The 18,198-nt window shown below is 69.5% G+C and carries 17 protein-coding genes; 8 read left to right on the plus strand and 9 right to left on the minus strand.

Features of this window, described 5'->3' with window-relative positions:
• The first annotated feature begins 10 nt into the window (after positions 1-10).
• From GP2_RS04475 to GP2_RS04490, 4 genes are all read left to right on the plus strand, one after another.
• Positions 11-979: an NADPH:quinone oxidoreductase family protein gene (locus GP2_RS04475; RefSeq protein WP_006899281.1), complete on the plus strand. Its 969-nt coding sequence runs from the start codon at positions 11-13 to the stop codon at positions 977-979.
• Between the two features lie 65 nt (positions 980-1,044).
• Positions 1,045-1,314, plus strand: a complete 270-nt coding sequence (locus GP2_RS04480) for a DUF2277 domain-containing protein (protein ID WP_006899282.1) — start codon at positions 1,045-1,047, stop codon at positions 1,312-1,314.
• A gap of 173 nt (positions 1,315-1,487) precedes the next feature.
• A complete protein-coding gene (locus GP2_RS04485) occupies positions 1,488-3,314 on the plus strand; it encodes an ABC transporter substrate-binding protein/permease (RefSeq protein ID WP_040526420.1) in 1,827 nt (608 codons plus the stop codon).
• Positions 3,315-3,318: 4 nt separating this feature from the next.
• Entirely contained in the window at positions 3,319-4,065 is a 747-nt protein-coding gene (locus GP2_RS04490) for an amino acid ABC transporter ATP-binding protein (protein ID WP_006899284.1), read from the plus strand.
• Positions 4,066-4,094: 29 nt separating this feature from the next.
• On the opposite strand, the gene GP2_RS04495 is transcribed toward GP2_RS04490, so the two are convergent.
• The 4 genes from GP2_RS04495 to GP2_RS04510 form a co-directional block, all read right to left on the minus strand.
• Entirely contained in the window at positions 4,095-4,898 is an 804-nt protein-coding gene (locus tag GP2_RS04495) for a FadR/GntR family transcriptional regulator (protein WP_006899285.1), read from the minus strand.
• Between the two features lie 358 nt (positions 4,899-5,256).
• A complete protein-coding gene (locus GP2_RS04500; protein WP_006899286.1) occupies positions 5,257-6,192 on the minus strand; it encodes an amidohydrolase family protein in 936 nt (311 codons plus the stop codon).
• A 43-nt stretch (positions 6,193-6,235) separates the two neighbouring features.
• Positions 6,236-7,252 carry an alcohol dehydrogenase catalytic domain-containing protein gene (locus tag GP2_RS04505; RefSeq protein ID WP_006899287.1) on the minus strand — a complete coding sequence of 339 codons (1,017 nt, stop codon included), beginning with the start codon at positions 7,250-7,252 and terminating at the stop codon, positions 6,236-6,238.
• A 5-nt stretch (positions 7,253-7,257) separates the two neighbouring features.
• Entirely contained in the window at positions 7,258-7,899 is a 642-nt protein-coding gene (locus GP2_RS04510) for a PaaI family thioesterase (protein WP_006899288.1), read from the minus strand.
• A 127-nt stretch (positions 7,900-8,026) separates the two neighbouring features.
• Between GP2_RS04510 and GP2_RS04515 the strand changes: the two genes are divergently transcribed.
• From GP2_RS04515 to GP2_RS04530, 4 genes are all read left to right on the plus strand, one after another.
• Positions 8,027-8,824, plus strand: a complete 798-nt coding sequence (locus GP2_RS04515) for a 1-acyl-sn-glycerol-3-phosphate acyltransferase (RefSeq protein WP_006899289.1) — start codon at positions 8,027-8,029, stop codon at positions 8,822-8,824.
• Positions 8,825-8,841: 17 nt separating this feature from the next.
• Positions 8,842-10,491 (plus strand): AMP-binding protein, encoded by a 1,650-nt coding sequence (locus tag GP2_RS04520; protein WP_006899290.1) that lies wholly within the window; start codon positions 8,842-8,844, stop codon positions 10,489-10,491.
• An 81-nt stretch (positions 10,492-10,572) separates the two neighbouring features.
• Positions 10,573-11,949 carry a wax ester/triacylglycerol synthase domain-containing protein gene (locus tag GP2_RS04525; protein ID WP_373278927.1) on the plus strand — a complete coding sequence of 459 codons (1,377 nt, stop codon included), beginning with the start codon at positions 10,573-10,575 and terminating at the stop codon, positions 11,947-11,949.
• Positions 11,946-13,118: an alpha/beta fold hydrolase gene (locus tag GP2_RS04530; protein ID WP_006899292.1), complete on the plus strand. Its 1,173-nt coding sequence runs from the start codon at positions 11,946-11,948 to the stop codon at positions 13,116-13,118. Before GP2_RS04525 ends, GP2_RS04530 begins: the two co-directional genes overlap by 4 nt.
• 135 nt (positions 13,119-13,253) lie before the next feature.
• Here the strand turns inward: GP2_RS04530 and GP2_RS04535 are convergent, their stop codons facing one another.
• From GP2_RS04535 to GP2_RS04555, 5 genes are all read right to left on the minus strand, one after another.
• Positions 13,254-14,591 carry an alpha/beta hydrolase domain-containing protein gene (locus GP2_RS04535; RefSeq protein WP_006899293.1) on the minus strand — a complete coding sequence of 446 codons (1,338 nt, stop codon included), beginning with the start codon at positions 14,589-14,591 and terminating at the stop codon, positions 13,254-13,256.
• The gene (locus GP2_RS04540; RefSeq protein ID WP_006899294.1) at positions 14,588-14,977 is read right to left on the minus strand and encodes a carboxymuconolactone decarboxylase family protein; all 390 of its coding nucleotides are present in this window, start codon (positions 14,975-14,977) and stop codon (positions 14,588-14,590) included. Before GP2_RS04540 ends, GP2_RS04535 begins: the two co-directional genes overlap by 4 nt.
• Positions 14,974-15,861 (minus strand): NAD(P)-dependent oxidoreductase, encoded by an 888-nt coding sequence (locus GP2_RS04545; RefSeq protein WP_006899295.1) that lies wholly within the window; start codon positions 15,859-15,861, stop codon positions 14,974-14,976. The genes GP2_RS04540 and GP2_RS04545 overlap by 4 nt, the downstream gene beginning before the upstream one ends.
• A complete protein-coding gene (locus tag GP2_RS04550) occupies positions 15,858-16,595 on the minus strand; it encodes an SDR family oxidoreductase (RefSeq protein WP_006899296.1) in 738 nt (245 codons plus the stop codon). The genes GP2_RS04545 and GP2_RS04550 overlap by 4 nt, the downstream gene beginning before the upstream one ends.
• Before the next feature lie 79 nt (positions 16,596-16,674).
• Entirely contained in the window at positions 16,675-18,141 is a 1,467-nt protein-coding gene (locus tag GP2_RS04555; protein ID WP_006899297.1) for an aldehyde dehydrogenase, read from the minus strand.
• Between the last annotated feature and the right edge of the window lie 57 nt (positions 18,142-18,198).

An 18,198-nucleotide genomic window follows, 5' to 3' on the forward strand; every position in this document is an offset into this window, starting at 1 on the left:
GGTGAGGCCTATGAAAGCTCAGGTACTCACTGCAGAGACAGGCCCGTCCGGACTCGAGTTGAAGGACGTCCCCGATCCCACTCCGGCCGACGGCCAGGTGGTCGTCGACGTCAAGTCCTGCGGCATCTGCTTCCCCGACCTCCTGATGAGCCAGGGCAAGTACCAGCTCCGCGTCCCGGTGCCGTTCACCCCCGGCACCGAGGTCGCGGGCGTGGTGCGGTCGGCCCCGGAGGGCTCGTCGGTGAAGGTGGGGGACAAGGTCCTCGTCGCCTCGATCGTCGGTGGCTTCGCCGAGCAGGTCGCCGCGGCACCCGAACAACTGTTGCCGCTGCCGGAGGGGCTGTCCTTCGAGCAGGGCTCGGCGATGGGCATCAACTACCAGACCGCGCTCTTCGCGCTGAAGACCCGAGCGCACACGCAGCCGGGTGAGGTCGTCGGCGTGCTGGGCGCCGCCGGCGGCGTGGGTACCGCGTCCATCATGGTCGCCAAGGCCCTGGGCGCGAAGGTCATCGCCATCGTGCACCGCAAGGGCGCCGAGGAGTTGCTCCGCGGTGCGGGCGCCGACGAGATCGTCCAGCTCGAAGAGGGCTGGGGCGCCGAACTCAAGAAGATCGCCCCGAAGGGCGTCGACGTCATGATCGACCCGTCCGGCGGCGAGGTGTTCGACGAGGCGCTGCGGCAGGTCGCGCCCGACGGTCGTTACGTGGTCGTCGGCTTCGCCGCCGGCGGCATCCCGACCGTGAAGCTCAACCGCGTCCTCTTCCGCAACATCGCCGTCGTCGGCGCGGCCTGGGGCGAGTACATCCGCACCCATCCCGATCTCCCGGCGGTTCTGCACGAGGAGCTGACGCAGATGATCGCCGACGGCATGACGCCCCAGGTCAACAAGACCTACACACTGGAGCAGCTGCCCGAGGCGTTGACCGACCTGGCCGAAGGGCGGATTCTGGGTAAGGCGGTCGTGAAGATCGGCGACTGAGACCCTCTCGGGTCCCGTCGGCCGGCGACGACCGCCCGAGGACGCCGCCTGCGAAGGGAATCGCCATGTGCCGCAACATCACCGAACTCCGCGGTCTGGAACCGCCGGCCACCGGAGAGGAGATCGAGGCGGCCGCCCGGCAGTACGTTCGCAAGGTGAGCGGCATCCGGCAGCCGTCGCCGGCCAACGCCGAGGCCTTCGAGGCCGCGGTCGTCGCCGTCACCGCCGCGACCCGCACCCTGCTCGACGCCCTGCCCGAGCGTCGGCAACCGCCCAAGACCGTCCCGCCGTTGCGACGCCCCGAGGTGCAGGCGCGGATCGCGGCGCGGGGGTAGTGTCTCGCGTTCCGCAGTAGGTGACGCTCAGCGATACCTGCTGCGGAACCCGTCCTCGAAATCCGTGCCGAACCCAGCCCGGCAATCCGGACAAACCCCAGTTCACCGGGGTTAGGCTCACCGGCGAGCAAAAAATTGTGACCTGGGGACTCGCCGCGGATAGCCTCGGAGTGGTGTCCAACCACAGTTCCCACCGTGCTCATCGAGCCGTTCCGCGCGCGGTCCGTCTGTTCGCACTCGCGCTGACGGCAGCACTCGTCGGTGTCCTCGCAGTCCTCGGACTGCCGGCGCCGAGTGCCCAGGCGGCACCACAAGACAGCTGTGCGCCGGCGGGTCTGGAGTCCGCGTCGGCGGCACCGGTCAACCTCGCCGCCGCGGAACAGGGCGGGGAGGACAGGTACACCACGCCCACCACGGCGCCGGTGGACTCGATCGACGTCGGCGCGCTCGAACTGCTGGTGCCCGGCAAGCTCTCCGTCGGCACCCTGTCCGACGCGGGCCCCAGCATCTGCGTGAACAGCAAGGGCGTGTTCACCGGCTTCGACAACGAGCTCCTCAAGGCGGTCGCCGAGAAGCTCGGCCTGCAGATCGAGTTCAACGGCACCGAGTTCGCAGGGCTGCTCTCGCAGGTCGCCAACAACCGTTTCGACGTCGGGTCGTCGTCGATCACCACCACCGACGACCGCCGCAAGACCGTCGACTTCACCAACGGCTACGACTTCGGGTACTTCGCGCTCGTCGCCCCGAACGGCGGCCCCGTCAAGTCGTTCGGCGACCTCTCGGCCGCCACCCGCGTCGCCGTCGTGCAGGGCACCGTCCAGGACGACTACGTCGTCAACACGCTGGGCCTCGACCCGGTGAAGTTCCCCGACTACGCGACCGCGTACGCCAACCTCAAGAGCGGGCAGGTCGACGCCTGGGTCGCGCCGTCGCAGCAGGCGGAGGGTGCCGTCCGGGATGGCGACGGCACCTCGATCGTCGAGAACACCTTCAGCGTCAACAACTTCATCGCCTGGGCGGTCGGCAAGAACAAGCCGAATCTCGTCGCGGCGCTGAACTCCGGACTCGACGCCGTCATCGCCGACGGCACGTACGCCAAGCTCTACGAGGACTGGGTGCCCCGGGAACTGCCCGAGGGCTGGAAGCCGGGCAGCAAGGCCGCACCGGAACCCGACCTGCAGGACATCGCCGCGGTCGCCGCCGCGAACGCGGAGAAGAACGTCCCCAGCGAGGCCACCAAGCCCAAGAGCACGCTTCAGCAGCTCGGCGACACCTTCTTCAACTGGGAGCTCTACCAGAAGTCCTTCCCCGAGCTGATCAAGACCGGTCTGGTCAACACCCTCATCCTGTCGGTGGTCTCCGGCGTCCTGGGCACCATCCTCGGCATGATCCTCGCGGTCTGCGGCATCTCGCGATCCCGCTGGTTGCGCTGGCCCGCACGCGTTTACACCGACATCTTCCGGGGGCTCCCCGCCGTGGTCGTCATCCTCATCGTCGGTCTGGGCATCGGTCCCGTCGTCAAGGGGATCACCGGTAACAACCCGTACTGGCTCGGCGCGGTCGCGCTGGCGCTCCTCGCCGCGGCCTACATCGGCGAGATCTTCCGGTCGGGCATCCAGAGCGTCGACGAGGGGCAGCTCGAGGCCTCCCGCGCCATCGGTTTCAGCTACCGCCAGTCGATGCGACTGGTCGTCGTGCCCCAGGGTGTGCGACGGGTCCTGCCCGCGCTCATGAACCAGTTCATCAGCCTCATCAAGGACAGCTCGCTCGTCTACTTCCTCGGGCTCCTCGCGAGCCAGCGCGAGCTGTTCGCCGTGGGCCGTGACCTCAATGCGCAGACCGGGAACCTGTCACCGCTGGTGGCCGCGGGCATCATGTACCTCATCCTGACGATCCCGCTGACCCATCTGGTCAACCACATCGACCGTCGCCTGCGGACCGGACGACCCGCCGACGTCCAGGACGATCCGCTGCCCGTCACCGCCGTCGAGAAGGGATAGGCACATGTCCGCCACCACCACACGAAAAGCGGTGTCGCTGACCGGCACCGGACTGCACCTGTCCTTCGGCAAGCACCACGTCCTGCAGGGTGTCGACATCCAGGTCGACGCCGGCACGACGACCACCGTCATCGGGCCGTCGGGCTCGGGCAAGTCGACACTGCTGCGCGTGCTCAACCGCCTGTACGAACCCGATTCCGGCGACATCCTGCTCGACGGCCGGTCGGTCCTGAAGGACAACCCCGACGAGTTGCGGCGCCGGATCGGAATGGTGTTCCAGCACTTCAACCTGTTCCCGCACAAGACAGTCGTCGAGAACGTCGCCCTCGGACCCCGAAAGCTCAAGGGCCTGAGCAAGGACGAGGCCCGCGAGGTCGCGTTGCGCCAGCTCGAGATCGTCGGGCTGACGAACAAGGCCGACGTCCGGCCCGCCCGCCTGTCGGGCGGTCAACAGCAGCGCGTGGCGATCGCGCGGGCACTCGCGATGGCGCCGGAGGTCATGTTCTTCGACGAGGCGACCTCGGCGCTCGACCCCGAACTGGTCAAGGGTGTGCTCGCCCTCATGGCCGATCTCGCGACAGAGGGGATGACCATGGTGGTGGTCACCCACGAGATGGGCTTTGCGCGCAATGTCAGCGACAACGTGCTCTTCATGGACCACGGCGTGGTGGTGGAAACCGGTGCGCCCGACGAGATCTTCGACGACGCGAAATCGGATCGGCTGCGCACCTTCTTGTCCCAGGTGCTCTGACGCCACGCGGGGTCACCCGCGCGGCCGGATCACATCCACTGCACGAGTTCGCTCGCGCGGTCGGGGTGACGTGCCCGGAAGCGCTCGACCACGTCGTTGATGTGTTCGTGCATCAGCGTCTCGGCCTTGCGCGGACGTCCGGCGATGATCGCCCGGGCGATCTCGGTGTGATCGTGGCTCATCGAGTCGTCCTCGCCGAGGGTGCCTCGTGCGGCGTCGAGTACATGCTCGACGACGATGTGGTCGATCGCCTGGGTCAGGAGCGTGAGCACGCGGTTGCCGCTCAACTCGGCGATGACGGTGTGGAAATTGGTGAAATCGCCGACGATCTCGTTCGATTGGTGGTCGGCGGCGTCGTAGTCGAGGAACCGGGAGAACGCCGCTTCCTTCATCGCACGGTCCTCGATACGCGCCACCTTCGCCGACAGCGGCGGCTCGAGGACCATCCACGTGTCGAAGACCTCGTCGTAGGTTGCGCCGGCGAGATGGAAATACAGCGAAGCGGTGCGTGCCAGGTACGACGCGTTCAGCGCTCCCACGAACGGCCCGCCACCCGGACCGCGTTTGAGGGTGATCAGTCCCTGGACCTCGAGGATGCGCAGTGCCTCGCGCAGGGTCTCTCGGCTCACCGAATAGTCAGCGAGCATGGCGTTCTCCGCCGGGAGGCGATCGCCGCGACTCAGGCCGAGAGAGACGATGTCGGAGACGATCATCGCCGCGGTGGTCTCGGACGCCTTCGGCGCACGCGCGGACTCTCCCGACCGCGCCGGCGACCTCATCGCGTCGGGGTCGTAGATGATCGGGATGCCGGTGCGGGCCAGTTCGCGTGTCATCCTCGGCCCTTTCTCGCTCGCTCGTCTTCCGTCTGGGGCGTCATGACGAAAGCCACGGGTCGGTTGCACTGTAGTGGGGAGTCGAGTGGTTCTGCCGGATATTCGTACGGACGAATGAACCTCGGTGTGCCTGCTCGCGATGTCTCGACCAAGCCGCCGGCATCGAGGGCGCCATGCCGTGATCGAACGGGCACCACCAAGGGTCGCACGTCCGGGGATTCCTGTCAGATCGTGAGGCGTACCCCGGCACTCGGTTTCCACGGCAGATGGTGCCGAGGAAGCAGCCCGTAAACCTCCCCGGACGATCGGGTGTCGCGCGGCCGGGGGACCGGAACGCGACGACAGCCGGGCGTCGGCATCAGGACCCACTCACCCCGAACAGTCGGGAAGCATTGTGGTAGAGCACTTTTGCCACCCACTCGTCGCCCATGCCCAGCGCGGTGACCGCCTCGAGCGCGTGGGTGTAGCCGTAGGGGATGTTGGGGAAGTCGCTGCCGAAGAGCACCTTGTCGCCGGCCTCCGCCAGTCGTGCCCGCAGGTCGTCGGGGAACGGGGCGTCCTCCTCGGCGAAGTCGGTGAAGGCCATCGTCGTGTCGAGGTGGACGTTCGGATACTCGAGGGCTAGGTCGAGGAAGGCCTCGTACTCCGGCATGCCCATGTGCGCGATGATCAGCGGCAGCGACGGAAATCGCTGCAGCAGAGCGTGGACGGGCTCCGGGCCGGTGTGCGCGCCCGGTGCCGGACCCGACCCGCAGTGGATGATGACCGGCACCTGCGAATCGGCGATCTGCGACCAGACCCCGTCGAGCAACGGGTCCGTCGGCGAGTAGTCGCCGACCTGGATGTGCGACTTGAAGACCTGTGTGCCGGACTGGATCGCGCGGGAGACGTACACGGCGGCCGACTCCTCCGGATAGAAGGTCGCCGTGTGCAGGCAGTCGGGATGGTTCGTGGCGAAGTCCTGCGCCCATCCGTTGAGCCACTCCGCCATGTCGGGTTTGTGTGGATAGACCAGCGACGAGTAGGCGCGGATGCCGAAGGCGCGCAGCGTCTCCACGCGGACGTCCTCGTCGGCGCGGTAGGCGATCGGCCACTCGCGGCCGACCAGGGGGCCGGCGGAATCGAAGTAGGCCCACACCTTGTCCATCACCGACCGCGGCATGAAGTGCGTGTGCACGTCGATGAGACCGGGCAGTCGCAGTCCGGTCCAGATCGCCCGGACGCGCTCGGCCTCGTCCGGGCTGAAGGGTGCGGGATGTCCGGTGGTCGGGGAATCGGGAACGCCGTTGCTCACCCGTCCGACGTTACGCCGGGACGGGTCTCGGGCGAAGACTTCCTCACCCGACGGCGGGTGCCACGAGAACCTTCCGGTGGTCGTTGGGCTCCGACAGCTCGGTGAACACCCGGCCGACCGCGTCGAGCCCGACGATCGCGCTCACCAGCGTCGACGACCCGACCGCGCCGCTGCTCAACTCCGCTGCGGCGGTCGCGAACTCGGCGCGCGTGTAGTACGAGACGAAGTGGATCGACACCTCTTTCACCACTCCCGCGACCGGCATGAAACGGTCCTCGGACAGGCACACGCCCGCCACGACGATCCGGCCGTGTGTCGCGACGGCGTCGAGCGCGCTCGCGACCATGCCGGGCTTGCCGACGCATTCGATCACCACGTCGAACCCGTCCCGGACGTGGCCGGGCACCTCCTCGGGCACGCAGACCGCCGACGCGCCGGCATCGAGTGCCGCGGCGCGCCTGCCCGGGGAGGGGTCGGAGCAGATCACCTCGCCCGCGACGCCGCGCGACAGCCAATGGAGGGCCGCCGTCCCCACGGGCCCGGCGCCGAGGACCAGGACCCGGTCGTCGGGGGCGATCGCCGCGCGCGTGACCGCATGGAGGCCGACCGCGAGCGGCTCGACCAGCGCGCCCTCGACGGGATCGACGCCCTCGACCCGGACGCTCTCGGCGGCACCCACCACGACGAACTCCGCCAAGGCTCCCGGGAGCACGCCGAGGCCGAGCGTCTGCGCCGAAGGGCAGCGGGCGATGTCGCCGGCCAGGCAGGCCCGGCACCGATGGCAGCCGCGCACCGGCATCGATGCGACCAGATCGCCCACCCGGAAGTCGGTGTCGCCGCCGGGGCCCGAGCGCGGACCGATCGCCACCACCTCGCCGGCGAACTCGTGCCCCATCACCACGCCGGGCGGCAGGAACGGCGCCGTGGACAGGTCGGACCCGCAGATCCCGTTCGCGGCCACTCGCAATACGAGGTCACCGGGGCCGGGTGTGGGGTCGGGCAGTTCGGTGACCTCGAAGGCATCGGCACCGGCCCGGCCGGTGGTGACGGCGGCACGCATCGGGCTCAGCCCTGCGACCAGCGCACGGCCGGGGTGTCGACCGCCGACCTCGGCACGATGAAGACGCCCTCGGCCTCGCAGGTCACGCCCTCGGCGTCGGAGATGGTGCCCTTCGCGTACAGCTTGCGACCGGTCCGCTCGGTCACCCAGGCGCGTGCACTGAGTGCGCCGAGGCGCGTGGGACGCAGGTAGCGGATGGTGATGGTGCCGGTGTAGCAGGGGCCCTCGGTGCTCGCGGCGTTGCCGAGCAGATGGTCGAGGAGCATCGCGCAGACGCCTCCGTGCACGCAGCCGGGCGGGCCCTCGTAGGCGGCGCCGAGGGTGAAGTCGGAGCGCACCCCGTCGTCGACGTGGACGACGTCCAGCGGCGGAGCCAAGGCATTGCGCACCCCGATGACGGCGTTGCCCCAGGCCATGCCGGTGTTCTGGCGGGTGTGCCGGACCCCGTACGGGCCGTCCATCTGCTTGCTGCGCAGGTCCGCGACGACCTCGGCGATCCGGCGGCGGGCGTCGTCGAGGGCGTCCTCGGAGACCTCGGTGCGGATGACGGCGTCGACGAGGTCGCGGACGGTGTCGGTGAGCGGCGTGTAGACGCCGCGCCGACGTGCGACCTCGGCCTCGGAGATGTCCTCGAGGATGAACTCCATGTGACTCCGATCACTTGGACTGTGGGATGGGTTACTCCAGGTGGCGACCCGAAATAGAACGTGTTCTAATTCAACACTAGAACGTGTTCTAGTTTCTGGTGTTTTCCCGATCAGTGAGAGGTGGACGATGACCGCCCCGACCTTCGACCTCACCGCGCGCGACGAGACCTGGGTCAAGCGTGTCCTGCCTGTGCTGAAACTCGTGGTGAAGACCTACTTCCGTTCCGAGGTACGCGGCATGGACAAGGTGCCCGACGGGGGCGTCCTGCTCGTGTCGAACCACTCGGGCGGACTCATGGCGTTCGACGTCCCGGTGATCAGCGTCGCCTTCGCCGACGAGTTCGGCGCCGACCGGCCGCTCTACACCCTGGCCCACGACCTCATCTTCACCGGCGCCGGCAAGGACGTCTTCGGCAAGTTCGGATTCCTCCCCGCGCATCCCAAGAACGCCGTCGCGGCGCTGAAGGCCGGTGCGGCCACCATCGTGTTCCCCGGCGGCGAGTGGGAGGTGCTGCGGCCCACCAGCCAATCGGCAGTCATCGACTTCCACGGCCGGACCGGATACGTCCGGACGGCCCTCGAGGCCGGGGTGCCGATCGTCCCGATCGTGACCATCGGCGGCCAGGAGACACAGCTCTTCCTCAACCGCGGAGACACCCTCGCCAAGCTGCTGCGGCTGGACAAGCTGCTGCGCATCGACAGCGCCCCGTTCGCCTTCGGGTTCCCGTTCGGTTTCAACGCGCACTTCCCGCCCAACATCCCGCTGCCGTCGAAGCTCGTCACGGAGGTGCTCGACCCGATCGACATCACCGCCGAGTTCGGCACCGACCCGGACCACGACGAGGTGGACCAGATGATCCGCAAGCGGATGCAGCACGCCCTCGACGGTCTCGCCCGCGAACGCCGGTTCCCGGTTCTCGGCTGACCGGAAGGAGAACCCCCATGCTCACCACACTTCGAGAACGACTCGCCACCTACACCTGGCTCGTGCGGACCCTCGTCCGCAGCGGATTCCTCGGCTCGCTGCGCCTCGACCGCTACATCCGGATGGGACTCAACCTGCGACGTCACGGCGGGGCGTCCCCGGTCAGCGGCATCGGCCTGGCCGCGGCGAGGTCCCCGAAGGGACTGGCCCTCATCGACGAGGCCGGACAACTCACCTGGGGCGAACTCGACGCCCGGTGCGACGCCCTCGCCGTGGGACTTCGAGACCTGCCCGGCGGCCGTCCCGCCACCGTCGCCATCCTGTGCCGCAATCACCGCGGGCTCATCGAGGCACTGGCCGCCACGTCGCGCCTCGGCGCCGACGCGGTGCTCCTCAACACCGGCTTCGCCGGGCCGCAGCTCGCCGACGTCCTCGAGCGCGAAGGCGCCGACATCCTCATCGCCGACGATGAGTTCGATGCCGTCATCGCCCCTGCCGCCGAACGCCTTCCGCGCCTGCGTCGGGTCCACGCCTGGACCGATTCCGGACCGGTCGGCGGGCACACCGTCGACGCGCTCATCGCCGCGAACCTCGGCCGCCGTCCCGAGCGGCCGGCGCGGGCCGGGCGCATCGTGCTGCTGACGTCGGGCACCACCGGCACTCCCAAGGGCGCCCGGCGCGGCGGCAGCACCGACGTCGCCTCGCTGGCCGCGATGCTCGACCGGATTCCCTGGCGGGCAGGGGAATCGACGGTCATCGCCGCACCGATCTTCCACGCCTGGGGCTTCGGCCAGGTCGCCATCTCCGCGACCATGACCTGCACGATGATCATGCGGCGCCGGTTCGACCCGGTGGCCACGCTCGATCTCGTCCGCGAGCACGAGGCCACCGGCCTGGCCGTCGTGCCGGTGATGCTCGAACGCATCATCGACCTGCCCGACGACGTGCTCGACGCGCGCCCGATGCCGAGCCTGCGCTTCGTCACAGCCAGCGGCTCGCGGATGCGCACCGACGCACTCATCGCGTTCATGGACCGCTTCGGCGACATCGTCTACAACAGCTACAACGCGACCGAGGCCGGGCTGATCAGCACCGCGACGCCCGAGGACCTGCGCGCGGCCCCCGAGACCGCCGGCCGGCCGCTGGTCGGCACCAGCGTCCGCATCCTCGACGACGAGGACCGGGTCCTGCCGGTCGGGGAGATCGGCCGCATCGTCGTCGCCAACAACTCCGGCTTCGACGGCTACACCAGCTCCGACAGCAAGGCGTTCGCCGACGGGCACATGGTGTCCGGCGACGTCGGGCGGATCGACGAGAACGGTCGCCTGTTCGTGGTCGGCCGGGACGACGAGATGATCGTCTCGGGCGGCGAGAACGTCTACCCGCTCGAGGTCGAGCAGGTCATCGCGGCCCTCGACGCCGTCCACGAGGTCGCCGTCATCGGGGTCGACGACGAGAAGTTCGGCCAGCGCCTCGCCGCCTACGTCGTGCGGGCGCCGCAGACCCTGATCGGCGCCGAACAGATCCAGCAGCACGTCCGCGAGCAGCTGGCCGGCTTCAAGGTGCCCCGCGACGTCCACTTCCTCGACGAGCTGCCGCGCAACGCGACCGGCAAGATCCTCAAGCGCGAGCTGCAGGCCGCGGTTCCCGAGCGGAAGGTCAGCTGAACGATGAACTCGCAGAACATGACCCGCGACGCCCGGCTCCGGGCGGTGTCCTGGGAAGCGCTGCCCGAGGCGGCCGAACGGATGACCGGCCCCGACGCGCTGATGCTGAACATGGAGTCGGCGTCGAACCCCATGCACACGCTGAAGGTGGCGGTGCTCGACACCTCCCGGCGCGGCAGGCCCGTCGAACTCGCCGAGCTCGCCGCCCTGCTGCCGCAGTACCTCGGGAAGTTCCCCCGCGCGACCCAGCGCATCCAGTGGGTGCGCGGATGTTCGGCGCGCCCGTACTGGGTGCCCGACACCGACTTCGACGTCACACGCCACCTCGACGAGCGCCGGGTGTCCGCGCCCGGCCGTCGCGCCGACCTCGACGCCGTGCTCTCCGACCTGGCCGTCGAACAACTCGATCGCGACCACCCGCTGTGGGCGCTCACCCTCGTCCACGGTCTCGAAGGCGGCCGCCAGGCGATCGTCGTGCGCGTCCATCATGCGGTGGCCGACGGGCTCGCCGTGCTGAACACCTTCATGGCCGCCACGGCCGAGCCCGGCCACGCCGTCGAGCCCGCGCCGGTCGCAGTACCGGCCGACGACGTCGACACCCGGGCGCTGAGCAGGTCTGCACGCGCGGAGTCGCGACGGCTGGCCCGGGAACTGCCCGCCCTCGTCAAGGCCGTGCGCCGATCGGTCGCCCAGCGGCGCAAGGTCGAGAACGCGGACCGGATTCCCAAGCCGCTCACCGCCCGCCGGACCAGCTTCAACTCCCGCAGCGGCGCCACGCGGGTGTGCGCGTCCGCCGACATCCCCCTGTATGCGGTGCAGCAGATCGCCCTGGCCGCGAACACCACCGTCAACGGCGCCCTGCACGGCATCATCGCCGGCGCCATCCGGGAGGAGCTGATCGCCCGCGGCGAGGAGCCCGGCGCCTCGGTCACGATCTTCGGGGTGTGCAAGGACCTCACCTCGTCGCGCACGTACGGCAACGAGATCGCCACCTCGTCGGCCTACCTGCGCTCCGATCTGGCCGATCCGGTGGAGCGCATCGTCGCGACCGGCGAGAGCTGCGCGGCGGCCGTGGCGTGCCGCCGCGAGGTGGGCTTCGAGCTCACCGAGAAGCTGTCGACCTACACGGGCCGGCTGGGGCCGTTCTTCCGCAGCGTCGCCGCCGACCTGATGCCGGTGGTGATGAACAACATCACCACCGCGAACCTCCCGGGCCCGCGCACGACGCGGTGGGCAGGCGACGTCGAGGTGGTCGACTGGATATCGTTCGCGCTGGCCATCGCGCCCGCCGACGTCAACCTCACGACCTACAGCTACGCGGGACGCCTCAGCATGGGCCTCATCGCGACGCCCGAGTCGATGCCCGACCCCGCGGGATTCCTGCGGCGCGTGTCCGCCGCGGTGGACGAGGCGGCCGATGCACTGGGCATCAGGTCCATGGCGCAGGAGGCCAGTTGATCGACTGGGAAACCGAGCTCGCCCGCGTGGGGCTCTTCGCGGGCGTGTTGCCGCGGGCCATCGGGAGTTCGGCAGAAGCTCGCCGCGGCAACCCCGAGACCGGTATCCCCGCAGCAGGATTCGGACCCCGACTGGTGGGAGAGACCGCGATCGACGAATTGTTCATCGCGGTCAGCTCGGTGATCCGCGAGATCCCGCCGATGGAGCAGGTCGAGGCGTGGGTGGCGCGCTGCGGCGACGTCGCCGACGAGTTCGCCCGACTCGACCCCTCCGAGGTCTACCGCGACCCCGGGGCGCCGCGCATCCTGTCCCGCGATCGCAAGATCTTCGGGACCACGGCCTTCGAGCACATCGACTACTCGACCGAGACCCGGCTGCCCGACTCGGTCGCGAACCTCGACCCGCACGCCGACGGCCTGGCCTCGGTGCGGGTGATGACGAGGCGGCGTCCGGGCGCACGCTGGCTGATCTGGGTGCACGGCGCCGCCCAGGGCCGCGCCGACGACCTGTACGCCTTCCGGGCCGCGCACCTGCACAAGAAACTGGGGTACGACGTCGTCTTCCCGGTGCTGCCCGCGCACGGGCCACGGCGTATCAGCAAGGTCGCCTATCCGGGCTTCGACCCGCTCGTGAACACCCTCATCACGATCCGTGCGATCGCCGAGATCCGCTCCCTCGTGTCCTGGATCGCCGCCCAGGATCCGGCCGACATCACCATCGCCGGAACGTCTCTCGGCGGTCCGATCGCCGCGATGGTCGCGTCGATGGACCCGCGGATCTCCTCGGTCCTCGCGGTGGTGCCGATGCTCGACATGCACGCGACGTTGGCCCACCACATGGCCCGCGGTGGCTCGAAGGGGCGTCGCCTGGCCGAACTGATGCGCAGCGACGAGGTCCGCGAGGTGTCCAAGGTGATCAGTCCGCTGTCGGTCGAGCCGCTGCCCGCGCCGGACCGGCGGATGGTCGTCGCGGCGTTGAACGACCGGGTCACCTGGGTGTCCGCCGCGCAAAGACTGCACCAGCACTGGGGCGGACGTATCCACTGGTACAACGGCAGTCACGTGGGGCATGCGATGTCGCCCGGCATCCGGCACGCCACCGACGGGTTCCTGAGCGAGCCCGTCAGGCCCGCGGGGCCGGCAGGCGAGAACAGGCGGGCGGTGAACTGACCATTCGGTGCGGGCGCCTCCGGCGACGACCTGCACCGAACGAACGGGCCGGCCAGGTGCGTCCTTCCCGAACCCATATCGCCCGCGACACCAGTCTGGTGTCGCGGGCGATATGTCTCGGTCCGAGGCCCTGACCTACTCGGGCACCAACTCCGGATTGGCGTCGGCGAGCAGTTCCTCGCGGTCGTCGGCGAGGACGAATCCCGCCTCGATCGCGGCGTCGGTGGCGTTCGCGTAACACATCTCGTACTCCTCGCGCGTGCCGTAGCGATCGGCGAGCAGGTGTTCCGGGATCGGGTGGGTCGTGCCGAACAGGAGGCAGATCCGCGACACCGGGTCCGGGACGATGCCGCTGAGCACCTGTGTCGGGGCGTCGACGCTCGGCGTGCGCACCCCGCCGAGGACGTTGCCGAGGTCGTCGACCTCGAACTCGGGCTCGGGCGTGTGGATTCCGCGCAACCGCAGGGGCTCGGCGGACGGCGGGGGAGCGCCGCCCTCGGTCCACCTCGTCAGGTGCCGCAGCGCGGCGCGCAGGACGAAGCGCTGCTGTCCCCGGTTCACCGGGTCGGGGCAGCCCAGGTACTCCTCGAACGCGCCCACCTGGTGCAGATCCGCGTGGGACGTCCCGGCCATCTCCCACACCCGCAGGCGGTCGTCGTCGGGCTGCCGCACCGAGAAGTAGCGGAAATTGGTGAGGATGTCGGTCTCGGTCTGCAGGACGAAGATCGGGGAATCACGATCGGTGCGCAGTCGGGTCGGCTCACCGGAGAACACCGTCGTCACGTCGACGCCGGTGCCCACCTCGCCGGCCGGGAGTCCGGCGGCGGCCCGGCTGTGGATGAGGTACCCGTCGAAGACGTCATCGGCGGGGACCTCGTTGACGAAGGTCGTCAACGCCATCGCCGACTGGGATTCGCCGACGGCGAGGACCGTGGACACCTCGAGCCCCGACAGCGGATGCCCGTCGGCGTCGGTGTCCCGGAGCGCGCGGCCGATGGAGGCGAAGATGTCGTAGCAGTACGCGTCGCCCGGATGATGCAGGCCGGCATAGCGTTCCGGGTCCTTGTCGGCGAGACCCTGCGGCGCGCCCGTGCTCACGCCGACCGAGCCGGTGCCTCCCTCGATACCGACGTACTGCGCCGAGACGCCGACGTAGGCGTGGCCGCTGCGCACGAGTTCGGCGGCGAGATAGGAATATTCGGGCGCCGCGTCGCTGCCGCTGCTGACGTTGAGCCACTCGACCACGAGGCGTCCGCTGAAGTTGCCCGGCTGGGCGGGCCGGCGGACCACGACGCGCGTGGTGAACTCCGCAGGCGGGGTCGGGGTGTCGCCGACGAGGCGTTCGGCGACGCCGGAGGCGGCGTACTCGGTGTCGGTGAATCCGGCTGCGCTCAGGTCCGGCACCGGCGAGGCGCTGAGGAGCGAGGAGCCCTTGCCGCCGTCGAGCGGCCGGAAGGTGATGGAGGCGTTCACGTGTTCTTCCTGTGCTTCTTGATGGCCTCGCCGAACATGAAGTGCATCTTGGTGCCCTGCGGCCAGCCGACGTAATAGCAGAGGAACAGCCCGATCTCCTCGAGCTGTTCGGGGGTCAGCTCGCCGTTGGCCAGTGCGGCGCCGGCCTGGATCTCGGCGACGTCGATGTTGTTGCTCGCGGCGAGGGCGCCGAGGAGGAGAAGGCGCCGGTCGCGGTCGGTGAGTCCCTCGCGGGCCCACACGTTGCCGAAGACCTGGTCGGCGGTGTGCGCGAAGTAGTCGCCGGGGCCGTCGCTGACCTCCCAGCCGTAGACCTCGGACATGCGCCGCAGGCCGCGCTTGCGGATCTCCTCCGGTGCCTCGTCGGACATGTGGGATCGGGTCATGTGTTGTCTCCTTCGGCATGGGGGACGCCGAGTCCCGCGGCCAGGTCGCGCAGAGCGATACGGCCGAGTGGCAGGTCGACGTCGAGTTCGTCGGCGAGGGCGAGCGCCAGCGACAGGTCCTTCTCGCCCAGGGTGCGGACGCCGGTGAGGATGCCGTACCAGGGGTCGTCGGTGTCGACGGGTGCGGTGGTGTCCCGCAACATGATCGCGCCCGGGCCGCCGGTGACGGCGTCGGAGTGGCGGACCACCTTGCCCAATTTGCCGATGTCGAGACCTGCCGCCTCGGCGAGCCGGGCCGCCTCGGTGGTGGCGGTGAACGAGATGAAGTGCAGGAGATTGCGAGCGAGTTTCATCTTGGTGCCCGCTCCCACATCGCCGGCGTGGACGATCATGTCGGCCGTCAGCGCGAACGGTTCCTTGAGCTTCTGGTAGGCCTCGCGGGGCCCTCCGACCATGATGGCAAGCCGGCCGGACGCCGCACCCATCGAGCCACCGGAGATCGGGGCGTCGAGCAGGGTCACCTCCCGCGCGGCGCACTGTTCGGCCAGATCGACCGCGGTGTCCGGGCCGATCGTCGAGTGGACGGTGATGATCGTTCCCGGCCGGGCCGTGGACAGCAGGCCGTCGGCTCCGGTCACCACCGACCGGACCTGGTCGTCGTCGAGCACGCAGATGCCGATGATGTCGGACTTCTCGGCCAGGCCCGCGAGGGAGTCGGCCGCGTCGGCGCCCTTCTCCACGACCTTCGCGACCGCGTCGCCGGACAGGTCGAACACCGAGAGCCCGCCCGGCCAGACCGCCAGGCTCCCGGCCATCGGTCCGCCGATGTTGCCGAGGCCGACGAAGCCGAGGCGGGGCCGTGCGGTCGGTGGGGCGTCGGTCATGAGCGGATGACCTGTCCGCCGTCGACGTTGAAGATCTGCCCGGTGATCCAGCTCGCCTCGTCGGAGAGCAGGAACAGGCACATCCCGATGAGGTCCTCGGGCTTGCCGAACCGCTTGAGCGGCAACCGGTTCACGATGTCCTGGACCATCTCGCCGGGCGTGGTGGTGCGGGTCGCCTCGGTGTCGATCGGGCCGGGGGCGATGGCGTTGACCCGGATGTTCTGGCCGCCGAGCTCGGTCGCGAGCTGCTGGGTGAGTCCGTTGACCCCGACCTTGGCCAGACCGTAGAAGCCGCTGTAGAGCCATGCGGCGGTGGAGGACTGGTTGACGATGGACCCGCCGTTCGTCATGTGCGGGTAGACCGCCCGGGTCACGTTGAGGGCGCCGTCGAGATTGACGCTCATGAACTTCTTGTAGTAGTCCCACGGCACCGTGATGAGGAAGTCGAGCCTCATCCCGCCGTAGATGGCGGCGTTGTTGACCAGGCCGTCGATCGAGCCGTGGGCGTCGACGGCCGCGGTGGCCAGCGCTTGTGCGGAGTCCACGTCGGCGACGTCGGCGTGGACGTAGAGGCCGCCGATGTCGGCGGCGACCTGCTTGCCCTGCTCGTCGTTGACGTCGGCGACCACGACGTTGGCGCCCTCGCCGGCCAGCGCCCGGGCGTAGGCCTCGCCGATGCCGCCGGCCGCGCCGGTCACGATCACGGTCTTGTTCTCGAAACGCTTGGAACTCATCGTCCTGCTTTCTGTGTGGGTTCCCGGTCGGGCTGGTGCGACGCGCCCGCCGGGTGCGATCTCGCGGGTCGTGGGCGGGTCAGGCGGGTCGGGCGACGGCCTTGGTCTCCAGGTACTCCTCGAAGCCGGCGACGCCCATCTCGCGGCCGATGCCGGACTGCTTGTATCCGCCGAACGGGACGTCTGCGGAGTACCAGATGCCGCCGTTGATCCCCATGGTGCCGGTGCGAACCCCGTTGACCACCTTGTCGATCCGCTTCTCGTCGGAGCCGTACACCATTCCCGACAGGCCGTAGGGGGAGTCGTTGGCGATGCGCACCGCGTCGTCGTCGCCGTCGTGCGGGATGATCACGAGGACCGGGCCGAAGATCTCCTCCTGCGCGACGCGCGCGGAGTTGTCCAGCCCGGAGATGAGCGTCGGCTCGACGAAGTAGCCGCGCTCCTTGTCGGCGGGGCGGCCGCCGCCGATCTCGATGGTGCCGCCCTCCTGCCTGGCCAGCTCGATGTAGGACTCGACGCGCTGTCGCTGGCGCTCGGAGATCAGCGGGCCGCAGATCGTCCCGGGGTCGGTCGGGTCGCCGGCGGGCAGGCCCGCCAGGGCGTCGCGGGTGGCGGTGATCGCCTCGTCGAGCCTGGTGCGCGGGACGAGCAGGCGCGTGGTGATCGCACAGCCCTGGCCGGCATGGGTGACGACGTTGAACGCGGCCATCGAGCAGGCGGAGGCGACGTCGGCGTCGTCGAGGACGATGAACGCGGACTTGCCGCCGAGCTCGAGGAACACCTTCTTCAGCGACTCCGACGCCGCGGCCATCACCTTCTTGCCGGTCGCGGTGGACCCGGTGAAGGAGACGAGGTCGACGCGCGGGTCGGTGGCCAGCTGGGCGCCGAGCTGGTGGTCGGTGGAGGTGACGATGTTCAGCACGCCCGCCGGGAGGTCGGTCTCCTCGGCGACGACCTTGCCGACCAGCGCCGCACACCACGGGGTGTCCGGCGCGGGCTTGAGGACGACGGTGCATCCGGCCGCCAGCGCCGGGCCGATCTTGGCGAAGTTGATCTGGTGGGGGAAGTTCCACGGCGTGATCGCGCCGACCACGCCCACGGCCTCCGAGCGGATCTCGCGATGGTTCTTGATGCCCATGGGCTTCGCCTCGCCGAGATCGCGGGTCCATTCGTAGCTCTCGGCGAGGTCGGCGAAGTAGCCGAGATCGGTGACCGGGCCCTCGAACTGCGGGCCGTGGGTCAGGAACGACGGGCAGCCGACCTCGGCGATGGTGAGCTCGCGGAACTCGTCGGCGTGGGCGAGCAGCGCATCGCGTAGTTGGCGTAGGCATTTCGCGCGGAATGCGTGGTCGCGAGACCAGTCGGTGGTGTCGAATGCCGTGCGGGCGGCGGCGATCGCGGCGTCCATGTCCGCGGCGGTGGCCTCGGCCGCCTGTCCGATGACCTCCTCTGTCGCCGGGTTCACGACGTCGAAGACACCGCCGCTGCCGGGGGTGAGTTTGCCGTCGATCAACAGGTCCGACGCGGATTCGGGGCGAAGGGGCATGAGCTGGAACTCCATCTGGACAGGTGTCTGGACTCGAGTTCAAAGCTAGTGTAACGT

The organism is Gordonia paraffinivorans NBRC 108238, assembly GCF_000344155.1.
GTDB lineage: Bacteria > Actinomycetota > Actinomycetes > Mycobacteriales > Mycobacteriaceae > Gordonia > Gordonia paraffinivorans.